Source organism: Streptomyces sp. NPDC088254 (genome assembly GCF_044740925.1).
GTDB lineage: Bacteria > Actinomycetota > Actinomycetes > Streptomycetales > Streptomycetaceae > Streptomyces.
This window is the reverse complement of record NZ_JBIURQ010000001.1, coordinates 1,198,281-1,218,281: the sequence shown is the minus strand read 5'-3', so window position 1 is coordinate 1,218,281 and position 20,001 is coordinate 1,198,281. Positions and strand designations below refer to the sequence as shown.

Below are 20,001 nucleotides of genomic sequence, written 5' to 3'. Positions count from 1 at the left end.
GGCCCTTCTTCATGTCGTCACCGGGCTCGCTTCCGTTCGTCACAGGTCCGCAAAGGTCAACTCGGCCACCCACTTGGTGTTCAGCACGCCGGGCGCGGCGGGCACGATGATCCGTGCCGGGTAGCCGTGGTCGGGGGTCAGCGGCTCGCCGTTGACGTCGAGGGCGAGCAGGGAGCGGGGGTCGCGCACCTGGTTTGCCCGCAGGGCGGCCGTACGGAAGGCTCCGTGCCGTTGGAGGGACTCCACCAGGACGTCGGACGCCGTGTCCTCGTCGCACCCGGCCAGGACGGCGAGGTCCCGCAGGCGCACGCCCCGCCACCACTGGTCGGAGGTCGACCAGCCCTCGACGCAGGCGATGGGCAGCGCCGCGCTGTGCAGCGGGAGGGCCAGCAGGTCGGCTCGGCTGAGCCGGACGGTCCCGGCGGGCCCGGTGACGGCCAGCCGCCACACCTGAGCGCTCGTCTCCCGCGCGGTGATGCCCCGCGACGCGGCCGTCTTGTTGATCTGGAAGCCCCCGGGGCCGCTGCCCGGATCGGCGCCGCCGTGCGGCGCGAGCAGGGCCGTACGGCGCAGGAAACCGTCCGTGTTCTGCCCCACGGTGGTCGCGAACAGCAGGAGCGAGCCGCCGCCGACCAGCCACAGCGCCCCGCGCCGCGACACCGTCGCGTCGGCGGGCCGCGGGGTGACCAGCGGGAAGTCCGGCTCCCCACCCGCCTCCTCCTGGGCCCCCTCCCCCTCCCGCATGCGCCGCACGTTGCGCAGGGCGGCCGGCGCCCGGAGCGCCACGTGCGCGAGGAACGCGGCGAAGAACACCCAGGCGCCGTAGAAGTGCAGCGGGTAGAACGAGCCGGGGAAGACGTAGTCCAGCTGTACGTCGAGCAAGCCGGTCACGAACTCGAACAGCGCGCCGCCGACCAGCAGGAGCAGCGAGACCCGCTCCAGGGCGTGGGCGAGCGAGCGGACCGGCGGCAGCGCGAACAGCTTGGGCACCACCGACCAGAGCTTGGCGAGCAGGACGGGGACGAGGGTGACGCCGAGGGTGACGTGGACGCCCTGGGTGAGCCGGTACAGCCAGGGCGGGTCGGTCGGCCAAGGGAAGAGATAGAAGCCGAGGAGGCCCTTGCCGGGGGTCTTGTCGTTCACCGGCGACAGATCGGGGTTGTAGGCGGCGTACGACAGCAGCCCGGTGAGGAACAGCACGATGATGCCCGCGAGCAGCACCAGGCCGAGCACCGAGGTGAACCGGGGGCCGCGCACGGGGCTGCGCCAGAAGCCGGGAGAGGAGGGGAACCGTGCCATGCACCGACCGTAGGCGCGGAAGGGGCGGTGCGGGGGTGTGCGACTCATGACGAAACGCTGACGTCGCCGTCCCGAGGGACCGTTGCGCCGTCTTCCGGCCCTAGCGTTCCGGTGTGAACCGCACTTCTCAGCGTGACCTCGCCGCCGTGGCGGCGGCCGCCGTCCTCGTCGGCACGGCCGTCGTGGTCGGCCGGTACCTCCAGGACACCCATGGCACCCTGCTCGTCGGCAACGCCCCGCTGTACGGGCGATGGGGGCCGCATGCCGGCCCGGGCACCCCGGCCGCCCTGGCGACGGCCGCGGCGGTCGTCGCGTACGGTCCGCCGCTCGCCGCTCGTCTGCCTTGGCGGGCCCTGCTGTGGACGGCCTGGGGCGCCGCCCTGGCCTGGACCTGGTCACTGGCCCTGGTCGACGGCTGGGAGCGGGGCGTCGCCCGGCGGCTGACCACCCGTCACGAATACCTTCAGGTCATCGACCGCTTCCATGACATCCCGGCCGCGCTGCGGGACTTCGACCGCCACATCCTGCTCCACTCGCCCGACAACTGGCCCGCGCACGTGGCAGGTCACCCGCCGGGGGCCACGCTCACGTTCGTCCTGCTCGACCGCGTCGGTCTGGGTGGCGGGGGCTGGGCGGGAGCCTGGTGCATCACCGTCGGCGCCACGGCGTGCGTCGCCGTGCTGGTGGCGGTGCGCGCACTGGCCGGGGAAGAGCGGGCGCGCAGGGCCGCCCCGTTCCTCGCGATGATGCCCGCGGCGGTGTGGATGGGGACGTCGGCCGACGGCTACTTCGCGGCGGTGGCCGCCTGGTGCCTCGCGTGCCTGGCGCTCGCCGTGACCGGGCGCAGGCCGCGGCTCACCGGTTTCGCCGCCGGACTCCTCTTCGGCCTCACCTGCTATCTCTCCTACGGCCTCACCCTCTTCGTGGTGATCGCCGGCGCGGTCGTGCTGCTCGGCGCACGGCGCGGGAGGCCGCTGCCGTACGCCTTGACGGGAGCGGCGGTCGTGCCGCTCGCGTTCACCCTCGCGGGCTTCGACTGGTGGGCGGCGTACCGTCTGCTGGTCGAGCGCTACTACGAGGGGGCCGCCGGGGTCCGCCCCTATGGCTACTGGGTGTGGGCCAACCTCGCCTGCACGGTGCTGATCGTGGGCCCCGCGACCGTGGCGGGCCTGCGGCGGACCGGCGCGACGCTCCTCGCGGGGCGCGGACGCCTGCGCGCGAGTGTCCTGACCGGGCCGGACGCACCCGGGGACCGTGCCGACGTCCGCCTCGCCCTCCTGATCGCCGCCGCGCTCGTCGCGCTCCTGGCGGCCGACGTGTCCGGGATGAGCAAGGCGGAGACCGAGCGCATCTGGCTGCCGTTCGCCCAGTGGCTCGCGGCGGCGTGCGTGTTCCTGCCCCGCCCACGCGCCTGGCTCGCCGCGCAGGCGGTGCTGGCGCTGCTGCTCAACCACCTGTGCCTGACGGGATGGTGAGGCGCGGCGAGGGACGGTGCCCCGTACGGCGGAGGCCCGCGACCTCTTACGGAAGAATGACGCGGTGGGCGTGGCCCTGCCGGCCGACGGGGCGGCGCGCCTAGCCTGCGGTCCATGCGAGTACTGGTCACCGGCGGCGCCGGTTTCATCGGGTCCCATGTCGTGGAGGCACTGCGGGCGGGCGGGCACGAACCCGTGGTGTTCGACCTGCGGGAGGGGACGGGCCGTGACGTGCGGGACGCCACGGCGGTCTCGGCGGCGCTGGCCGGCGTCGACGCCGTGTGCCACCAGGCGGCGATGGTGGGCCTGGGCGACGGCGTCGCCGACGCGGCGGACTACGTCTCCCACAACGACCTCGGCACCGCCGTGCTGTTGTCGTCCATGGCCCGGGCGGGGGTGCGGCGGCTGGTGCTCGCCGGTTCGATGGTGGTGTACGGGGAGGGACGGTACACCTGCGCGGACCATGGGGTGGTCCGGCCGGGGCCGCGTACGGCGGCCGACCTGACGCGGGGGCGCTTCGAGCCCGTGTGCCCGGTGTGCGGGGCGGAGCTCTCGCCCGGGCTGGTCGGGGAGGACGCGCCGGCCGACCCCCGGAACGTGTACGCGACGACCAAGCTCGCGCAGGAGCATCTGGCCGCCGCGTGGGCCCGCTGCACGGGCGGATCGGCGGTGTCGCTGCGCTACCACAACGTCTACGGGCCGAGGATGCCCCGGGACACGCCCTACGCCGGCGTGGCCTCCTTCTTCCGTTCCGCGCTGGCGCGGGGTGAGGCCCCGCGGGTGTTCGAGGACGGCCGCCAGCGGCGGGACTTCGTCCATGTCGAGGATGTGGCGCGGGCCAACGTGGCGGCGCTCACGGCCGGTCCGGCCGACGGCGTGCTCACGGTGTTCAACACCGGCAGCGGTGAGCCGCACACCGTCGGAGAGATGGCGTCGGCGCTGGCCTCGGCGTACGGCGGGCCGGCCCCGGTGGTGACCGGTCAGTTCCGGCTGGGCGACGTCCGGCACATCACCGCGGACTCGACGCGCCTGGGCGCCGAGCTGGGCTGGAAGCCCGTGGTCGGGTTCGAGGAGGGCATGCGGGAGTTCGCGGCGGCGCCGCTGCGCGGGGAGTGAGCGTCCTGTCGGCGGGCGACGTCCGCGTTTCGTAAGGAGCGGACATGCGATTCGCGCCCTTTGTCTCCGTAGGGTGAGTGACGTGACCAACCCTTCCCGAGCACCGCTCGTCGACGTCGTCCTGCCCTGCCTGAACGAGGCGGAGGCCCTGCCCTGGGTGCTGTCCCGGATCCCGCCCGGGTGGCGGGCCGTCGTCGTGGACAACGGCTCCACCGACGGCTCCGCGGACATCGCCCGCGGCCTCGGCGCGACCGTCGTCGACGAACCGCGTCGCGGCTTCGGCGCGGCCTGCCACGCGGGCCTCGTCTCGGCCACCGCCGACATCGTCTGCTTCTGCGACTGCGACGCCTCGCTCGACCCGACGTCCCTCCTGCCCTTCGTCGAGGCGGTACGGTCCGGCGACGCCGACCTGGTGCTCGGGCGCCGGCGGCCGCGGGCCCGGGGTGCCTGGCCGGTCCACGCACGCGTGGGCAACCTGGTGCTGGCGCGGCTGCTGCGCCGGCGCACCGGCCTGCGCCTGCACGACCTCGGTCCGCTGCGGGCCGCCCGCCGCGAAGCGCTGCTGGAACTCGGGCTCACCGACCGGCGCAGCGGCTACCCGCTCCAGATGGTGGTGCGGGCCGCCGACGAGGGCTGGCGGATCGCCGAGCGCGACGTGCCGTATCTGCCCCGGACCGGGGTTTCCAAGGTGACCGGCACCTGGCGCGGCACCTGGCAGGCCGTCCGCGACATGAGCCGGGTGCTCGCCGAACCGGCAGCGCCCGCCCACGCCGTACAGGAAGGAAGCCCTCGATGACCACTCTGCTCGTCATCGCCAAGGAGCCACTGCCGGGGCGGGTGAAGACCCGCCTCACCCCGCCGTTCAGTCCCGAGGAAGCAGCGGCTCTCGCCGAGGCGGCGCTCACCGACACCCTCGCGGCGGTGGCGGCCGCTCCGGCGACCCGGCGGGTCCTCGTCCTGGACGGGACTCCGGGGCCCTGGCTGCCGCCCGGCTTCGAGGTCGTGCCCCAGTGCGCGGGCGGCCTGGACGAGCGTCTCGCGGCCGCGTTCGCGGGATGCGACGGCCCGGCCCTGCTGATCGGGATGGACACCCCGCAGGTGACGCCGGACCTGCTCGCCGAGGACTTCGCCGACTGCGACGCGTGTTTCGGGCCCGCCGAGGACGGCGGCTTCTGGGCGCTCGGGCTCGCGGACCCCGATCCGGACCTGCTGCGCGGGGTTCCCATGTCGACCGCCGCCACCGGAGCGGTGCAGCGCGGCCGGCTGGCGGCGGCCGGGCTGCGGGTGAGGGACATGCCGCGCCTGCGGGACGTGGACACGGCCGCCGACGCCGAGGCGGTCGCAGCGGCGGCGCCGCACGGCGCCTTCGCCGCGCTGCTCGCCCGGCTGACGGTCCTCAGGTGAGGCTCATGTGGAGGCGTACCGTCGTGCTGTCGTGGTCGGTGTGGACCTCGAGGAGGTCGCACAGCTGCCGTACCACCCACATGCCGTGGCCGGACCGCTGATGCGGGTCGGGCGGGAGGTAGCCGAGGTACCAGTCGGCCTTGTTGCGGCCGGTGCTGGTGACGTCGCAGACCACGCGCCCGCCCGCGCGGCGGACGATCACACGCCCGTCGCCCGAGCCGTGCTGGACGGCGTTGGTGGCGACCTCGTTGACCGCGAACACCAGGCGTTGCGCGCGCTCACCGGAGAGCCCCAGGGCGGTCGCGGCCTCGGCGACCGCCGTGCGCACCGGTGACAGGTCGGCTCCGAAGCGCATGACCGCTTCCTCTCCCTCGGCGACGAGGGGCGCGAGCGGCCGGCGCCAGGTGTCGCCCGCCGTCGGCTCCGCGTAGCGCTCACTGGGGCGGCCGGCGCCGTCCACCGCGACCTCGGGGTGTGTGCGCCGGGCGTCGGCGAGGACGCCGTCGGGCAGGGCGCGGGTGTCGTAGGGGCAGATGATCGAGGCCGCGCAGCCGGCGAAGGCGACGTTGACCGCGGACTCGTAGCGCGTCCACTCGGCGGTCTCCAGGGCGTCCTTGCCGTGCCAGACCGGCTCGCCGATGAGGCGTACATGCCGGTCCGGCGCGCCGGCCGTGCGCCGGTCGACCCATCGGTGGTAGGCGCCGAGGGTGCTGCCGGGCGTCCGGTACCAGTCGGCGGCGTCGGCGAACTCGATCCGCTGCGACGCCTTGCCCAGCGCCCGGCGCAGCAGGTCGATGTTGACCGGCGTGGTGACCGCGAGTATGGCGTCGTCCCGCGTGAGTCCCTCGCGGCAGAAGGGGACGGTGGTGGCGAGGAACTCCTCGCCACCCGCGTAGAACAGCCCTTGATGGGTGAGTTCGCCGCCCGGGGAGGGCAGCGCGCTGTCGGTGAGGGCGGCGGTCATTCTGCGGCCTCCCGGGCGGCGACGACCAGGGCCGGGGTGGCCTCCTCGAAGCCGACCACGTTGATCACCTGGCACAGCAGGGGCGCGAGTTCCACGACGTTCAGCCGCCGGCCGTCTTCCAGCCGGGCGGCGGCGCGGGCCAGGGCGCGCACCCCGGCGAGGTCGATGAACTCCAGTTCCCGCATGTCGACGCGGACGTCTCCCGGCCAGGCCAGCGTGGCGTCCAGGGCGGCCGCGAGGTTGTGGGTGTTGCGGTGGTCGACGCTGCCCACGACGCGCAGGGCGCGCCGCCCCTGCTGAAAGGTGGGGATCAGCCGCAGGGTGCTGTCGCTGTGCAGCGGCTCGCACTCGACGACCGCGGCGTGGCAGCGCTGGAAGACGTCCAGCCGGTCGGCGGGGAAGCGCCGGGCGTCGTACTGGCAGACGGCGGAGGCCCGGTGCCCGGAGAAGACCTGGTTGACCTTGGTCTCGTACTCGTGGAGCCGGCCGGCCCCGGGGACGTCGCGCAGGGCCCAGCCCATCTCACCGCTCACCCGGAAACCGGTGCAGCCTGCGGCCAGCGAGTCAGCGACCTCCTCGCGGAGTGCGGCCACCATGCCGTCGGGATCGAACGGGCCCGCCGACAGATAACTGTCGTCCGCGGTGGTCACGACGAGCCGGCCCGCGTCCAGGGCGGGGCGCGGGTCGGTGCCGGAGGCGGACAGCCAGCCGAGGACGTCCTCGGGGCGGGTCCGGTCGGCGAAGTACATGACCCGCTCGCCCCGTCGCAGCCCCTCGGACAGGAAGGCCGTCGTCACGCGCCGCTGTTCGCCGTCGTCGGCGAACGCCAGACACAGGTGATCACCGTGGTCCATGTCCTGGACCCGGCGTTCCTTGCCCTCGTACGTGATCACCTCGGCCCTCAGCCCCTCCCCTGCCGACGCTGTCGGCGATGTCGAACTCAAGCCGCTCTCACCGTTGTTCGCGGTGGGCCGAGCCGGTTACGCGCGGTCCCACTCTAGCCAGTGCGGCGACATGCCGGTACGGCGGCCGGGCGGCTGCCGTCAGCGACTCAGCGAGGCCGCGGCCTCCTCGACGGTGGCGTGGAAGGTGAAGACCTGGTCGAGGCCGACGACGCGGAAGACGCGCATCTGGTCGGGGTTGGCGCCGGCGAGGCTGAGCGGGGAGCCGGTGGCCTCCGAGCGGTGGTAGGCGGTGACGAGGACGGTGATGCCGGTGGAGTCGCAGTAGGTCAGCCCGGACAGGTCGATGACCACGCCGCTGGCGTCGAACGGCGCGTCCTTGACGGCCCGGGTGAGCAGCGGGGCGGTGTGGTGGTCGAGTTCGCCGCTCACCTGGAGGATGAAGGGCCCCGGGTCGTCGTGCCGCGAGGTGACGGTCAGCGGAAGGTCGGATTCGGTCACCGGTTCTCCTGGATGCGGGTGTCGGGGTGAGCGGGTACGGACAGGGCGAGCAGGGCGGTGTCGTCGCTGACGCCGTCGCCGAGGCGGTGCAGCAGCGCCTCGACGGAGCCGAGCAGGCCGTCGGCCGGGCGGTCGCCGGTGTGGGCGGCCGCGGACGTGAGATGGCGGACGAGTCCCTCCTCGCCGAGCATGGCGCCGTCTGCGGTGCGCGCCTCGGTGAGGCCGTCGGTGTACAGCAGGAGGCTGTCTCCCGGGTGCAGCCGGGTGGTGGTCCGCACGAAGCGGGGATCGGGCAGCATGCCGATGAGCTGGCCGCCGGCGGTGGAGATCGCCTCCACGGTCCCGTCCGCCCGGACCGCGAGGGCCGAGGGGTGGCCGCCGCCGGCGAGGGTGACGGTGAAGGAGCCGTCGGGCAGCCGCTGGAGCACCCCGAACACGGCGGTGCAGTAGCGGGGACGGCTGCCCTGCTGTTCGCCCTTGAGGACGGTGTCGAGGTTGGCGAGGGCGGCGCACGGGTCGGGGTCGTAGATCGCGGCGGCGCGCAGCGTGTAGCGGGTCAGCGAGGTCAGGGCGGCGGCGTCCGCTCCCTTGCCGCACACGTCGCCGAGGAAGAACGCCCACCGGCCGTCGTCCAGGGGGAAGAGGTCGTAGAAGTCGCCGCCCACCTCCTGAGGGGAGGCGGTGTGGTAGGCGGCCGCCGCGTGCAGCCCGGGGACGTCGGGCAGCGTGGGCGGCAGCAGGGTGCGCTGGAGGGTGCGGGCGAGTCGTTCCGCCTCGGTGCGCCGCTCGCGTTCGGCGGCGACCGTGCGGATGGCCGCCAGCCTCAGCTCCAGTTCGTCGATGACGAGGTCGGCGAGGTCCCGCAGGGCGTCGAGCTGGGCGTCGGTGGGCCGGCGGGGCCGGGTGTCGAGGACGTTGACCGTGCCGAGGTGTTCGCCGTCGGCGGTGGTGATGGGGGCCGCCGCGTAGAAGCGGATGCCGAGGCCGCCGTGGAGGAGGGAGTCGGCGAGGGCGCGGGCGTCGGTGATCACACAGGGCTCGCCGTGCAGGAAAGCGGAGGCGCTCAGCCCCGGGTCGCGGCTGATCTCGGTGAGGCCGCTCAGACCGTGGGCGGCCTTGAACCAGACCCGGTCGGCGTCCACGATCGCCACGGTGGCCATCGGCGCGTCGAAGATGCGGGCGGCGAGGGCGGCGATCCGGTCGAAGGTGCCGTCCGGGGGCGTGTCGAGTATCCGGTAGCGGCGGACGGCGGCCATGCGGGCCTTCTCGTCGGCCGCTTCCTGCGGGGACGCCTGCGCGGGTCTCGTCGTCATCTTCTTCCGCCCCCGCCGCTCTTTTCGGTTCTCCGGTCTTGATACCACCCGTGGCCTGGTGCCCGGCTACGACTGGCTTATCCTACGAAGCTGTCAGCGCGGGCGGGCCGGTTCCGCGGGGCTGCCGCGAGGCGCACGGCGTGTCCGTGAGGTCGGCGGCCGAGCGAAGGGGTGTCAGTGGCGCGTTCGCAGGACGCCGGGCATGAGCCGTCTGGGGCGGCCGTCGAGGCCGACGTGTCCACGGCGGGGATCGGCCTGTTCGCCGCCGAGGCGGGGGTCGGCCGCGATCTGGCCCGGGTGGACTGGCAGGCGACCCCGCTGGGCCCGCCGGCCATGTGGCCGCAGAGTCTGCGCACGGCGGTGAACATCCTGCTGCCGTCCCGGTTCTCGATGTGGATGGCGTGGGGCCCGGAGCTGACGTTCTTCTGCAACTCCGCCTACCGGCGCGACACGCTGGGCCGCAAGTACCCGTGGGCGCTGGGCCGGCCGGCGCGGGAGGTGTGGGCGGAGATCTGGGACGACATCGGCCCGCGGATCGACACCGTGATCGCGACGGGAGAGGCGACCTGGGACGAGGGGCTGCTGCTGTTCCTGGAGCGATCCGGCTACCCGGAGGAGACGTACCACACCTTCTCCTACAGCCCGTTGCGCGACGACGACGGCACGGTCGTCGGCATGCTGTGCGTGGTCAGCGAGGACACCGAGCGCGTCATCGGTGAGCGGCGGATGGCGACCCTGCGCGACCTGGGCTCCGACCCCAGCGTGGTGCGCACCGAGCAGGAGGTGCTGGCCTTCGCCGGCCGGCAGTTGAGCCGCAATCCGTACGACCTGCCGTTCACGCTGACCTATCTGTTCCAGCCGGACGGCTCGGCCCGGCTGGCGAGCGTCAGCGGGTTGCCCGCCGGGCACCGGGCCGCGCCCGCGTCGATCCCGGCGGCCGGCGACGACGCGGGCGACATGGCCGACGCCGCCGACCGCCCGTGGCCCGTCGAGCCGCTGACGCGCGGCGAGTCGGCCCTCGTGCCGCTGGACGGCGCGGCGTTCGCGGAGCTGCCGTCCGGGGCGTGGCCCGAGCCGCCGACGCAGGCGCTGGTGGTTCCGCTACTGCAACAGGGCAGCGCGCCCTACGGGTTCCTGGTGGCAGGGCTGAACCGGTACCGGGTCCTGGAGGACGGCTACCGCGGCTGGGTCGACCTGGTCGCCGGACATCTCGCCGGGGGCATCGCCAGCGCCCGCAGCTACGAGGCGCAGCAGCGGCGGGCCGAGGAGCTCGCGGAGCTGGACCGGGCCAAGACCGCCTTCTTCTCCAACATCAGCCATGAGTTCCGCACCCCGCTCACGCTGATCATGGGGCCGCTGGAGGAACTGCGCACCCGCCTGGCGGACGCCGACGGCCAGGTGCGCGAGGAGCTGGAGGTCATCCACCGCAACGGGCTGCGGCTGGGCAAGCTGGTGAACTCCCTGCTGGACTTCTCCCGCATCGAGGCCGGCCGGACGCAGGCCCGCTACGAGCCGGTGGATCTGGCCGCGGTCACCGCCGAGTTGGCGAGTGTCTTCCGCTCGGCCGTCGACAAGGCGGGCCTGGGTTTCCACATCGACTGCCGTCCGCTGCCCGAGGAGGTGTTCATCGACCGTGGCATGTGGGAGAAGGTGGTCCTCAACCTCCTCAGCAACGCGCTGAAGTTCACCTTCGAGGGGTCGATCCGTGTCACGGTGGGCGCCGAGGAGGGGTGCGCGGTCGTCGCGGTCGCCGACACCGGCATCGGGGTGCCCGCCTCGGAGGCGCCCCGGCTGTTCGAGCGGTTCCACCGCATCGAGAACGCCCGCGCCCGCTCCAACGAGGGCAGCGGTATCGGGCTGGCCCTGGTGAAGGAGCTGGTCGGGCTGCACGGCGGGGCCATCACCGCCGACAGCGTCGAGGACGAGGGCACCTGCTTCACCGTCCGGCTGCCGTTCGGCGCGGACCATCTGCCCGCCGACGCCCTGGTGCCCGCCCAGGACACCGGCGTCGGATCTGCCGCCGACCCGTATCTCCAGGAGGCGCTGCGCTGGCTGCCGGGCGGGTCCGGTGACACGGACGCCGAGCAGGCCTCGGCCGGCGTTCCGGGCGTCGCCGGCGGTCCCGCCGTCCCGGCGCGGGTGCTGGTCGCCGACGACAACGCCGACATGCGGGAGTACCTCACCCGGCTGCTGCACGGCGCGGGCTACCGGGTGGACGCGGTGAACGACGGTCTGGCGGCTCTGGAGGCCGTCCGCGGCGACGCGCCCGATCTGGTCGTCAGCGATGTCATGATGCCCTGCCTCGACGGTCTCGGGCTGGTGGGGGCGCTGCGCACCGATCCGCGCACCGCGTCGGTGCCGGTGCTGCTGCTGTCGGCGCGCGCCGGGCAGGAGGCGTCCATCGAGGGGCTCCACGCGGGCGCCGACGACTATCTCGTCAAGCCGTTCGCCGCGGCCGAACTGCTGGCCCGGGTGCGGGCCAACGTCGAGCTGGCCCGGCTGCGCAACCACCAGGCCCGCTGGCGCACCGCGCTGGTCGACTCCCTCCAGGAGGCGTTCTTCGTCTGCGACGAGGACGGCGCCGTCATCGAGATCAACACCGCCTTCACCGACATCCTCGGCTTCGGCCCCGAGGGCCTGCCCTACCGGCCGATGCACCCCTGGTGGCCCGACCCGGACACCGACCCCGAGGCGCACCGCCAGGTCGCCGACGCCTTCGGGCGGCTGCTCGGCGACCGGAAGGGCTCCTGCACCGTTCCCGTCGTCCACCGCGACGGGCGCCGGCTGTGGGCGAACGCGATGTTCAGCCGGGCGGCCGATCCGGACACCGGTCGCCGGGTCGTCGTCGGAACCTTCCGTGACGTCACCGCCGAGCACTACGCGATCCAGCGCAAGAGCGCGCAGGCCGCACTGGGCCTGCGGATGACGCAGGCGACGAACCTGGCGGACACGCTGTCGGGGGCGCTGGCCGAACTGAGGCAGCTGTGGCACGCCGAGACGGTGCTGGCCGTCGTCTCCACGCCCGACGGACCGCCCTCCGTGACGGCCACCGAGGCCGGGCTGAGCTGGGAGGACCTGCCCGCCGAGCGCCGGGACAAGCTCACCGGCTGGCTCGGACAGCCCCTCCTCACGCCCGTCGACGACGGCGCCGGCGCCGCCGTGGCCATCGGCCACCCCGAGGGTTCGATGGTGCTGTGGCTCGACTTCGGGCAGCACCGCCCCTTCAGCGACGAGGACCAGCTGCTGCTGTCCCTGCTCGCGGGCCAGCTCGCCCAGGGTCTCGCCCGCGCCCACCAGATCGACCAGCAGCGGGAGACGGCTCTCGCGCTGCAGCGCTCCATCCTCGGCCCGTCCCATCTGCCCGAGGGGTTCGCCGTCCGCTACGAGCCCGCCACCCGCCCTCTGGAGGTGGGTGGTGACTGGTACGACACCGTGCGGCTCCCGGACGGGCGGATCGGCATCGTGGTGGGCGACTGCGTCGGGCGCGGCCTCGAAGCGGCCACCGTGATGGGGCAGTTGCGCAGCGCGTGCCGTGCCCTGCTGCTCCAGGAGGCGGGTCCGGCCCAGACCCTGATGGCGCTGGACCACTTCGCCGCCGGCCTGCCCGGCGCGATGTGCACCACCGTGTTCTGCGGCGTCCTCGACCCGGAGTCGGGTCACCTCACCTACTCCAGCGCCGGGCACCCGCCGGGCATCCTCGCCCAACCCGACGGCGTGACACGCCTGTTGGACGAGGGCCGTTCGGTGCCGCTGGGCGTGCGGCCCGGCCGGGCGCGGCCGGAGGGGGCGTGCACGGTGCCGGGCCGTGCCACCCTGCTGCTCTACACCGACGGTCTGGTGGAGCGCCGGCGCCGCCCGCTGACCGCGGGCATCGACCAGGCCGGTGAGGCCGTCCAGGCGGGCCGTGACGTGGCGGTCGACGAACTCGCCACCGAGGTCATGGCGCGGCTCGCGCCGAGCGGCGGCTACGACGACGACGTGGCCCTGCTGCTCTACCGGCATCCGGCGCCGCTGGAGATGGCCTTCCCGGCGGAGTCGACGCAACTGGCGCCGGTTCGCAAGGCGTTGCGCAGCTGGCTCGACCGGTGCGAGCTGCCGCCGGACACCGTGCAGAACATCCTGGTGGCCGCCGGAGAGGCGTGCGCCAACGCCATCGAGCACGGGCACCGGCACGCTCCGGGCGACCCGGTCCGCCTGCGTGCCGAGGCCCTCGTCGACGACCTGTGTCTGACCGTCGCCGACACCGGCCGGTGGAAGACGCCCCAGCCCGAACTCAACACTCACCGCGGCCGCGGAGTGGCCCTGATGCGCGCTCTCATGCAGCAGGTCACCATCACCTCGAGCACCGGCGGCACCACCGTGAACATGCATACGAGGATTGCCTGATGACCACTTCGCTCACCCTGATCCCCGGCCGGCGGCCCGACGGCGCCGCCGTGCTGACGGTCGTCGGCGAGATCGACATGAGCAACGCCGGGGAGCTGGACAAGGCCATCGCCTCCGTCGACGGACCCGTCGTCGTCGTCGACCTCACCGCCGTCGGGTATCTCGACAGCGCGGGCCTGAGCGTGCTGTTCCGGCACACCGACCGCGTCGAGCTGGTCGCCACGCCGCTGCTGGCGCCGGTGCTGACCATCTCCGGGCTCACCGAACTGGTCACCGTCCACGGTCTCGGGGCCGGCTGAACGACTCGCGCCCCGCCGGCCTGGCACACTGTCCGAATCCGTCGGTCCGGTGAGGGAGGATCCGCATGTCCATGGTCGGCAACCTGCGCAAAGTCGCGGACCTGGCGCGGCGCAGCCGTCGTCGGCGCGTGGATCTCAGCCATCCGGCCCGCTCCCCGCTCGGCTCGACGGTCGTCAACTGCGTCGTCTACCGCGACGGGGTGCGGCGGCCGGGCACGGACTCGGTGGAGGAGGCCGTACGGCAGGCCCGCAAGCACCGGGGCGGGTTCGTGTGGCTGGGGCTGCACGAGCCCGGGGCGGAGGAGTTCGCGGGGGTGGCGGAGCTGTTCGGGCTGCACCCGCTGGCCGTCGAGGACGCTGTCCACGCGCATCAGCGGCCCAAGGTCGAGCAGTACGGGGAGGTGCTGTTCGCCGTGTTCAAGACCGTCACGTACGTCGAGCATGCCGAGCTGACCGCGACCAGCGAGGTCGTCGACACCGGTGAGCTGATGGTGTTCACCGGGCCCGACTTCGTGGTCACCGTCCGCCATGGCCGACACGGCTCGCTGGGGCCCGTGCGCGAGGATCTCGAGGCGCAGCCCGAGCAGTTGGCCAAGGGCCCCTCCGCGGTGCTGCACGCCCTCGCCGACCATGTCGTCGACGACTACGTCTCGGTCGCCGACTCGGTGCAGAGCGACATCGACCAGGTCGAGACGGACGTCTTCTCCCCGCACAGCCCGCGCAACGCCGACGCCGGCCGCATCTACCAACTCAAGCGGGAGTTGCTGGAGTTGAGGCGTGCCGTGGTTCCCCTCGCGCGCCCTCTCGACCGGCTCGCCACCGAGCCGCGCTCATGCGTCGACAAGGAGATACAGGCGTACTTCCGGGACGTCGCCGACCATCTCACCCGCGTCACCGAGCAGATCACCGCCTACGACGCCCTGCTGGACTCCATCCTCCAGGCCCATCTGGCGCAGGTGACCGTGGCCCAGAACGAGGACATGCGCAAGATCACCGCCTGGGCCGCGATCATCGCCGTCCCCACCATGGTGTGCGGCGTCTACGGCATGAACTTCGACCACATGCCGGAACTCCACTGGCGCTTCGGCTACCCTCTGGCCCTGACCGTCATCGCCGTGGCCTGCTACGTCATCCACCGGGGCTTCAAACGCAACGGGTGGCTGTGAGGCGGCCGCTGCCGTGAGTCGTGGCGAGGGGGCGGTCAGGGTGGTGCGGTGACTCAGGTGATCGTGGTCAACGGGGGTTCCAGTTCAGGGAAGTCGGGCATCGTGCGGTGCCTGCAGGCCGTGTTGGCCGAGCCCTGGCTGGCATTGGGGTGTGACACGTTCGTGGACGCGCTGCCGGCGCGGATGCGGGCGTCGGACGAGGGGATCGTGTTCGAGGCCGACGGCGGGGTGAGCGTCGGGGCGGAGTTCCGGGCGCTGGACACGGCCTGGGCGCAGGGCGTCGCGGCGATGGCCCGGGCCGGCGCGAGGATCATCGTCGACGACGTGTTCCTCGGCCAGGCGGCGTCCCAGCGGCGGTGGGAGGAGGCGCTGGACGGCCTGGACGTGCTGTGGGTCGGCGTGCGCTGCGAGAGCACGGTCGCCGCGGGGCGTGAGGTCGCACGGGGTGACCGTCCCGAGGGGATGGCGGCGCAGCAGGCCGAGGCGGTGCATGTGGGCGTGCGCTACGACCTGGAAGTGGACACCACCCACACCGAGTCCCTCGTGTGTGCGCGAGCCGTCGCGGCCCGCGTGAGCTGACCGGGGGTCGCGCGAAGGGCTCCCGGGACGATGTGTCCCGGGAGCCTTTCGCCATGACGTCCCCGAGCGGGACGCACCGGGGGGTTACGCCGTCACGGCGCGAGCAGCAGGGTGTCGCCCCTCTCCTTCGCGGCGGCGTAACGGCGGGCCACGTCCTGCCAGTTGACGACGGCCCACATGGCCTCGATGAAGTCGACCTTCTGGTTCCTGTACTGGAGGTAGAAGGCATGCTCCCAGGCGTCGAAGACCAGGATCGGGGTGGAGCCCTGACCGACGTTGCCCTGGTGGTCGTAGACCTGCTCGACGATCAGGCGCCCGCTGAGCGGCTCGTAGGCCAGGACACCCCATCCTGAGCCCTGCGTGGTCGCCGACGCCTTGGTCAGCTGCGCCTTGAAGCCCGCGAACGAGCCGAAGGACTCGGCGATGGCGTCCGCCAGTTCGCCCACGCCGTCCTTGTCCAGCGGCTCGCCGCCGCCGTCGCCGGTCATGTTGTGCCAGTAGATCGAGTGCAGGATGTGCCCGGAGAGGTGAAAGGCCAGGTTCTTCTCCAGGCCGTTGATCGACCCCCACGATTCCTTGTCCCGCGCCTCGGCGAGCTGCTCCAGGGTGTCGTTCGCGCCCTTCACGTACGCCGCGTGGTGCTTGTCGTGGTGCAGCTCGATGATCTCCGGGCTGATCACGGGGGCGAGCGCCGCGTAGTCGTACGGAAGCTCCGGAAGCGTGTAAAGCGGCATGTGCAATGCCTTTCGACTTGTTGCGAATGTTATGCAGCTGCACGTTAACAGTAGAAGCAAGTAGCTGCCGATCAGACTTTGGACCCAGGACTCCGGCGCCGCCACCGGAACGCCCGGCCGGTCTCCTGACGTCCCGTCGCCGAGCGGGCGCGGTCACCTTCCGGTGGGCGTCGTTAGGCTGTTCGCCGACTTCTGACGGAGCGTCCGTCGCGGCGGGCGTCGTTTCGTTGAGCTGCGCGAACGGCCGTGCGCGGGAGGCTCGTGGGTCTGGGCGGGTGACGAGCCCGGTGATGCGTCATGTTGCGGAGTCGACGGGGGGTCTGTTGCCTCGTCAGTGGCGTACAACAGAGGCGCCGCCAGACAGGCCGGACGCTGCTTCACTGGAGGGTTCCCTTGCGTAAGACACACTTTGGCGTTGGTATCGGCCTGGTCGTCGGTGCCCTGGCTCTGCAGATGCCCGTCGCCGCCGCCGACGACTCGGGGCTCGACATCCGCTCGCGCAGCGGCTCGTCCGGCTCCACGGTCACGGTCAGCACCAAGGCCTGCGGCGAGGACGTGACCTACGGCAAGGGCGAGTCGGAGGTGGCGGGGTCGTTCCACATGTTCGAGGGCGAGAGCAAGGGTGTGCTCACCGGGGAGTTCACGGTGCCCGAGGGCACGTCTTCCGACAGTGACACCGTCACCATCAAGTGCCCCCCGCGGGTCAAGATCACGGACACCTACGACCTCTCGGCCCGCCGGCCCGACGGCGCGGTGGAGGCGGGGTTCGGGGACGCGCAGGGGTCGACCGGTCAGCTCGCCCTGGGCGGGGCGCTGGTCGCCGCCGCTGCCGCCGGGTGGACGGTGAGGGCGCGTCGCCGCTCCAACGCGGGCCGGATCTGACCGTAGGGGCACCGCAGCACGGGCCCCGGCACCGGCTCGGCGCCGGGGCCCGTGCGGGAACGAAGCCCGCTCCCCCTCCCGATTCCCGCCCGCCGCAAGCAAGAGGCCCCTCCGCGATGGCACCCGGGCATGACTCCCACCCCACCCCGCCGACGTACACCCCTTCGGCCAAGCTGCTGACCTGGACGCTCCTGAGCGGTGTCCTGCTGGTCACGGGCGCGCTGCACGCGGGTGATCCGCCGCCGCAGCCGTCGCCGGGTCAGGCCTTCCCGGCCCCGGCGGGCCCGGCGGGGACGACCGGACCTCCGACGTCACCGGGATCGCCGGGGCCGGCCGGCCCGCCGGGGTCTCACGGCGTGGCGGGGTCACACGGCCCGGCAGGGTCCCCCGGCCCGGCAGGGTCCCCCGGCCCGGCAGGGTCGCCGGGCTCCGCGTCGGGCGGCGGTTCGCCCGCCGCGCGTTCCGGAGTCCGGCCGTTGCCCCGCGCGGCGCCGCTCCGCCTGCGAATCCCCTCCATCGGCGTGGACGCCCCGCTGTCGGAGCTGGGCCTCGACGCGTCCGGAGCGCTGCGCCCCCCGCCGGGCGACCGCCCCGACCTCGCCGGCTGGTACGCCGACGGGACCGCGCCCGGTTCCGCCGGGACCGCCGTCACCGCGGGGCACGTGGACCTGCCCGGAGGAAGACGCGGCGTCTTCTACGCGCTCGGCGCGCTGTCCAAGGGCAACACCGTCGAGGTCGACCGGGCGGACCGGCGTACGGCCGTCTTCACCGTCGACGCGGTGGAGGTGTACGACAAGCGCAGGTTCCCCAGCGACAAGGTCTACGGCAGCTCCGGCCGCCCCGAACTGCGGGTCATCACCTGCGGCGGCGGCTACGCGGCGACCACCGGCTACCAGGGCAACGTCGTGGTCTATGCGACGCTCACGGCGGTGAGGTAGGCCGAGGCGGACCGGGTCTGCGGGTCTACGGATCCGCCCGGAGCTCCCGCAGTGCCTGCAGGACGGACCATGCCACGGCGACCAGCGGGACGGCGACGACCGCGCCGACCACGCCCGCCGCCACCGCTCCGCCCACGACCGACAACGCCACCACCACCGGGTGCAGCCGGACCGCCCAGCTCATCACCACGGGGTGCAGCACATGCCCCTCGATCTGCCCGATCACCACGATGAGCACGACGACCAGCACGGCGGTCAGCACGCCCTTGGACGCCAGCGCGACCACGGCGGCGACCGCGAGCGCGATCGGGGAGCCGATCAGCGGGATGAAGGCGGCGAAGAACTCCAGCAGCGCCAGCGGCACGGCGAGCGGCACGCGCAGCGCGGCCAGGGCGATGCCCACCAGCACCGCGTTGGTGGCGGCCACCAGCAGGATGCCGTGGGTGTAGCCGGTGAAGGTCCGCCACGCGGCTCCGCCCGCGACCGAGACCCGCTCGCGGCCGGCGGAGGGGAGCTGGGCGCAGAACCAGCGCCACTGCCGGTCGCCGGAGTGGGTGAAGAAGACCGCGCAGAAGACGGCGAGGGCCAGCACCGTCAGCACTTCGAGGAGCCGGCTCGCCCCGCTGAGCGCCGTGCTGATGACGGTGGAGCGGTGGCTCGACAGCAGTTTGCCGAGGCGGGACTGGACGTCGTCGAGCGCGCCCGGGGCGAGCCGGAACGGCGGCCGCTCCAGCCGGTGTTCGATCCGGTCGATACCGGAGACGAACTCCTCCTCCAGCCCGGCCCGTTGTCCCGCGACCGTTTCACCGACGAGGGCCAGCACGCCGAGGACGAGGGCGGTGCCGGCGACGAGCGCGACGGCGACGGCGAGCGGGCGGGGCAGGAGGCGGGCGAGGAGGTCGGCCACGGGGCGCAGGACGGCGGTGACGACGAGTCCGAGGAAGACGGCGACGGTGATGCGGTGGAACTGCCCCAGCACGGAGAAGACCGCCTGCACGACGACGCCGACGGCGATGAGGCGCCAGGCGTAGGCGGCGGCGAGGCGCAGCAGGCCCGGCACCCGGGGCTGGGCGACGCCCGATCCGCCGGTGCCACCGCCTGTGCGCCCGGTCGGCGGCACGGGCGGATCGGAGTGTGAGGACATCCTCATGCACGTACCACCGGCCGCCCGGGGCGTCGCCGGCCGGGCGCGTGATTCGCCCGAAGGGCCGCGCGCCGGACGTCCGTCGTGCGAGGGCCGCTCAGAGCTCCGTGCCGGTCTCCTCGGCCAGGGCGTACAGGAGGCGGTCCTGGAACGCCTCGTCGTGGACCGCCCGGTGCGGCTCCTGCCGCTCGCGGTGGTACCAGTACCCGCCGCTCGTCAGGGCCTCGGGAGCGTCGCCGGCGGCGAGCCACACCTGCGTGCGGTGGCCGAGCTCCAGGTCGTCCGGTGCGCCGGGCCCGCCCATCTTGGTGGGGACCCAGCCCGGGTCGACGGCGTTGCTCAGCACCGCGGGCCGCAGACGGGCGACCGCCGCGGCGAGCGTCGTGACGAACAGCTTGCTGTCGGCGTACGATCCCGCGCTCACGCCCCGCCAGTCGACTCCGGTGAGCGAGGGGCGCCCGCCGAAGTGCGAGCCGCTGCTCAGGTACACCAGCCGGCGCGGGCCGGGCAGCAGGGCCGTGAGCAGGTAGGGGGCGACGATGTTGACCGGCATGACCGCCGGGCCGCTCCACACGCCGGCGTTGTGGACGACCGCGTCGAGGGGTTCGGCGTCGGCCAGTTCGGCGGCGACGCCGCGTACGGCGTCCCGGTCCGCGAAGTCGCCGACGACGAGGTGCGCCCCGCGGTCGGCCAGTTCGGCGAGGTCCGCCGCGCGCCGCTCGTTGCGGGCGTGCACGACCACCTCGTGGCCTTCGGACAGCAGCGCGTCGGCTGCGGCACGGCCCAGGCCGTCCGCGGAACCGGTCACCAGGATCCGGCTCACGGTCGCACCGCCTCTCGTCTCGCGCCGTGCGCGACTGTTCCTCCCATGGGAGTGCCTCCTTGCGGTTCAGCGGCTG

18 protein-coding genes are annotated in these 20,001 nt (G+C 73.4%); 10 read left to right on the top strand and 8 right to left on the bottom strand.

Annotated features, from left to right (window positions below):
* Positions 1–39: 39 nt before the first annotated feature.
* Positions 40–1,299, bottom strand: a complete 1,260-nt coding sequence (locus ACIOC0_RS05265; protein ID WP_402152621.1) for a molybdopterin-dependent oxidoreductase — start codon at positions 1,297–1,299, stop codon at positions 40–42.
* A gap of 113 nt (positions 1,300–1,412) precedes the next feature.
* Between ACIOC0_RS05265 and ACIOC0_RS05260 the strand changes: the two genes are divergently transcribed.
* The 4 genes from ACIOC0_RS05260 (at position 1,413) to ACIOC0_RS05245 (ending at position 5,294) form a co-directional block, all read left to right on the top strand.
* Complete coding sequence (locus ACIOC0_RS05260; protein WP_402152619.1) at positions 1,413–2,774, top strand: hypothetical protein; 1,362 nt, start codon at positions 1,413–1,415, stop codon at positions 2,772–2,774.
* A gap of 114 nt (positions 2,775–2,888) precedes the next feature.
* On the top strand, positions 2,889–3,890 hold the full coding sequence (locus tag ACIOC0_RS05255) for an NAD-dependent epimerase/dehydratase family protein (protein WP_402152617.1): 1,002 nt from the start codon (positions 2,889–2,891) through the stop codon (positions 3,888–3,890).
* 82 nt (positions 3,891–3,972) lie between these two features.
* Positions 3,973–4,686: a glycosyltransferase family 2 protein gene (locus ACIOC0_RS05250; protein ID WP_402152615.1), complete on the top strand. Its 714-nt coding sequence runs from the start codon at positions 3,973–3,975 to the stop codon at positions 4,684–4,686.
* Entirely contained in the window at positions 4,683–5,294 is a 612-nt protein-coding gene (locus tag ACIOC0_RS05245; protein WP_402152613.1) for a DUF2064 domain-containing protein, read from the top strand. The genes ACIOC0_RS05250 and ACIOC0_RS05245 overlap by 4 nt, the downstream gene beginning before the upstream one ends.
* Here the strand turns inward: ACIOC0_RS05245 and ACIOC0_RS05240 are convergent.
* The 4 genes from ACIOC0_RS05240 to ACIOC0_RS05225 form a co-directional block, all read right to left on the bottom strand.
* Positions 5,287–6,258 carry an anti-sigma factor RsbA family regulatory protein gene (locus ACIOC0_RS05240; RefSeq protein ID WP_402152611.1) on the bottom strand — a complete coding sequence of 324 codons (972 nt, stop codon included), beginning with the start codon at positions 6,256–6,258 and terminating at the stop codon, positions 5,287–5,289. The genes ACIOC0_RS05245 and ACIOC0_RS05240 overlap by 8 nt on opposite strands.
* Positions 6,255–7,202 carry an MEDS domain-containing protein gene (locus tag ACIOC0_RS05235; protein WP_402152609.1) on the bottom strand — a complete coding sequence of 316 codons (948 nt, stop codon included), beginning with the start codon at positions 7,200–7,202 and terminating at the stop codon, positions 6,255–6,257. Before ACIOC0_RS05235 ends, ACIOC0_RS05240 begins: the two co-directional genes overlap by 4 nt.
* A gap of 99 nt (positions 7,203–7,301) precedes the next feature.
* Positions 7,302–7,661: an STAS domain-containing protein gene (locus tag ACIOC0_RS05230; protein ID WP_402152607.1), complete on the bottom strand. Its 360-nt coding sequence runs from the start codon at positions 7,659–7,661 to the stop codon at positions 7,302–7,304.
* Positions 7,658–8,974, bottom strand: a complete 1,317-nt coding sequence (locus ACIOC0_RS05225; RefSeq protein ID WP_402152605.1) for a PP2C family protein-serine/threonine phosphatase — start codon at positions 8,972–8,974, stop codon at positions 7,658–7,660. Before ACIOC0_RS05225 ends, ACIOC0_RS05230 begins: the two co-directional genes overlap by 4 nt.
* 177 nt (positions 8,975–9,151) lie before the next feature.
* Here ACIOC0_RS05225 and ACIOC0_RS05220 point away from each other — a divergent pair, with 177 nt between their 5' ends.
* The 4 genes from ACIOC0_RS05220 (at position 9,152) to cpt (ending at position 15,404) form a co-directional block, all read left to right on the top strand.
* Positions 9,152–13,360 (top strand): SpoIIE family protein phosphatase, encoded by a 4,209-nt coding sequence (locus ACIOC0_RS05220; protein WP_402152603.1) that lies wholly within the window; start codon positions 9,152–9,154, stop codon positions 13,358–13,360.
* Positions 13,360–13,659: an STAS domain-containing protein gene (locus ACIOC0_RS05215; protein WP_402152601.1), complete on the top strand. Its 300-nt coding sequence runs from the start codon at positions 13,360–13,362 to the stop codon at positions 13,657–13,659. Before ACIOC0_RS05220 ends, ACIOC0_RS05215 begins: the two co-directional genes overlap by 1 nt.
* Positions 13,660–13,724: 65 nt before the next feature.
* Positions 13,725–14,825 carry a magnesium/cobalt transporter CorA gene (gene corA, locus ACIOC0_RS05210; RefSeq protein ID WP_402152599.1) on the top strand — a complete coding sequence of 367 codons (1,101 nt, stop codon included), beginning with the start codon at positions 13,725–13,727 and terminating at the stop codon, positions 14,823–14,825.
* Between the two features lie 57 nt (positions 14,826–14,882).
* Complete coding sequence (cpt, locus tag ACIOC0_RS05205; protein WP_402153222.1) at positions 14,883–15,404, top strand: chloramphenicol phosphotransferase CPT; 522 nt, start codon at positions 14,883–14,885, stop codon at positions 15,402–15,404.
* A 92-nt stretch (positions 15,405–15,496) separates the two neighbouring features.
* Here cpt and ACIOC0_RS05200 read toward each other — a convergent pair whose 3' ends face one another.
* Positions 15,497–16,138 (bottom strand): superoxide dismutase, encoded by a 642-nt coding sequence (locus tag ACIOC0_RS05200; protein WP_402152597.1) that lies wholly within the window; start codon positions 16,136–16,138, stop codon positions 15,497–15,499.
* Between the two features lie 393 nt (positions 16,139–16,531).
* Between ACIOC0_RS05200 and ACIOC0_RS05195 the strand changes: the two genes are divergently transcribed.
* Both ACIOC0_RS05195 and ACIOC0_RS05190 read left to right on the top strand, forming a co-directional pair.
* Positions 16,532–17,020, top strand: a complete 489-nt coding sequence (locus tag ACIOC0_RS05195) for a sortase (RefSeq protein ID WP_402152595.1) — start codon at positions 16,532–16,534, stop codon at positions 17,018–17,020.
* 116 nt (positions 17,021–17,136) lie between these two features.
* Entirely contained in the window at positions 17,137–17,958 is an 822-nt protein-coding gene (locus tag ACIOC0_RS05190; RefSeq protein ID WP_402152593.1) for a class F sortase, read from the top strand.
* A gap of 25 nt (positions 17,959–17,983) precedes the next feature.
* Here the strand turns inward: ACIOC0_RS05190 and ACIOC0_RS05185 are convergent, their stop codons facing one another.
* The gene (locus ACIOC0_RS05185) at positions 17,984–19,108 is read right to left on the bottom strand and encodes an AI-2E family transporter (protein WP_402152591.1); all 1,125 of its coding nucleotides are present in this window, start codon (positions 19,106–19,108) and stop codon (positions 17,984–17,986) included.
* Between the two features lie 91 nt (positions 19,109–19,199).
* Positions 19,200–19,925 (bottom strand): SDR family NAD(P)-dependent oxidoreductase, encoded by a 726-nt coding sequence (locus ACIOC0_RS05180; protein WP_402152589.1) that lies wholly within the window; start codon positions 19,923–19,925, stop codon positions 19,200–19,202.
* Between the last annotated feature and the right edge of the window lie 76 nt (positions 19,926–20,001).

Coding starts and splice junctions, on each gene's coding strand:
- ACIOC0_RS05265 (WP_402152621.1), bottom strand. CDS start 1,299: ATGGCACGGTTCCCCTCCTCTCCCGGCTTCTGGCGCAGCCCCGTGCGC.
- ACIOC0_RS05255 (WP_402152617.1), top strand. CDS start 2,889: ATGCGAGTACTGGTCACCGGCGGCGCCGGTTTCATCGGGTCCCATGTC.
- ACIOC0_RS05245 (WP_402152613.1), top strand. CDS start 4,683: ATGACCACTCTGCTCGTCATCGCCAAGGAGCCACTGCCGGGGCGGGTG.
- ACIOC0_RS05240 (WP_402152611.1), bottom strand. CDS start 6,258: ATGACCGCCGCCCTCACCGACAGCGCGCTGCCCTCCCCGGGCGGCGAA.
- ACIOC0_RS05225 (WP_402152605.1), bottom strand. CDS start 8,974: ATGACGACGAGACCCGCGCAGGCGTCCCCGCAGGAAGCGGCCGACGAG.
- ACIOC0_RS05215 (WP_402152601.1), top strand. CDS start 13,360: ATGACCACTTCGCTCACCCTGATCCCCGGCCGGCGGCCCGACGGCGCC.
- corA (WP_402152599.1), top strand. CDS start 13,725: ATGTCCATGGTCGGCAACCTGCGCAAAGTCGCGGACCTGGCGCGGCGC.
- ACIOC0_RS05200 (WP_402152597.1), bottom strand. CDS start 16,138: ATGCCGCTTTACACGCTTCCGGAGCTTCCGTACGACTACGCGGCGCTC.
- ACIOC0_RS05190 (WP_402152593.1), top strand. CDS start 17,137: ATGGCACCCGGGCATGACTCCCACCCCACCCCGCCGACGTACACCCCT.
- ACIOC0_RS05185 (WP_402152591.1), bottom strand. CDS start 19,108: ATGAGGATGTCCTCACACTCCGATCCGCCCGTGCCGCCGACCGGGCGC.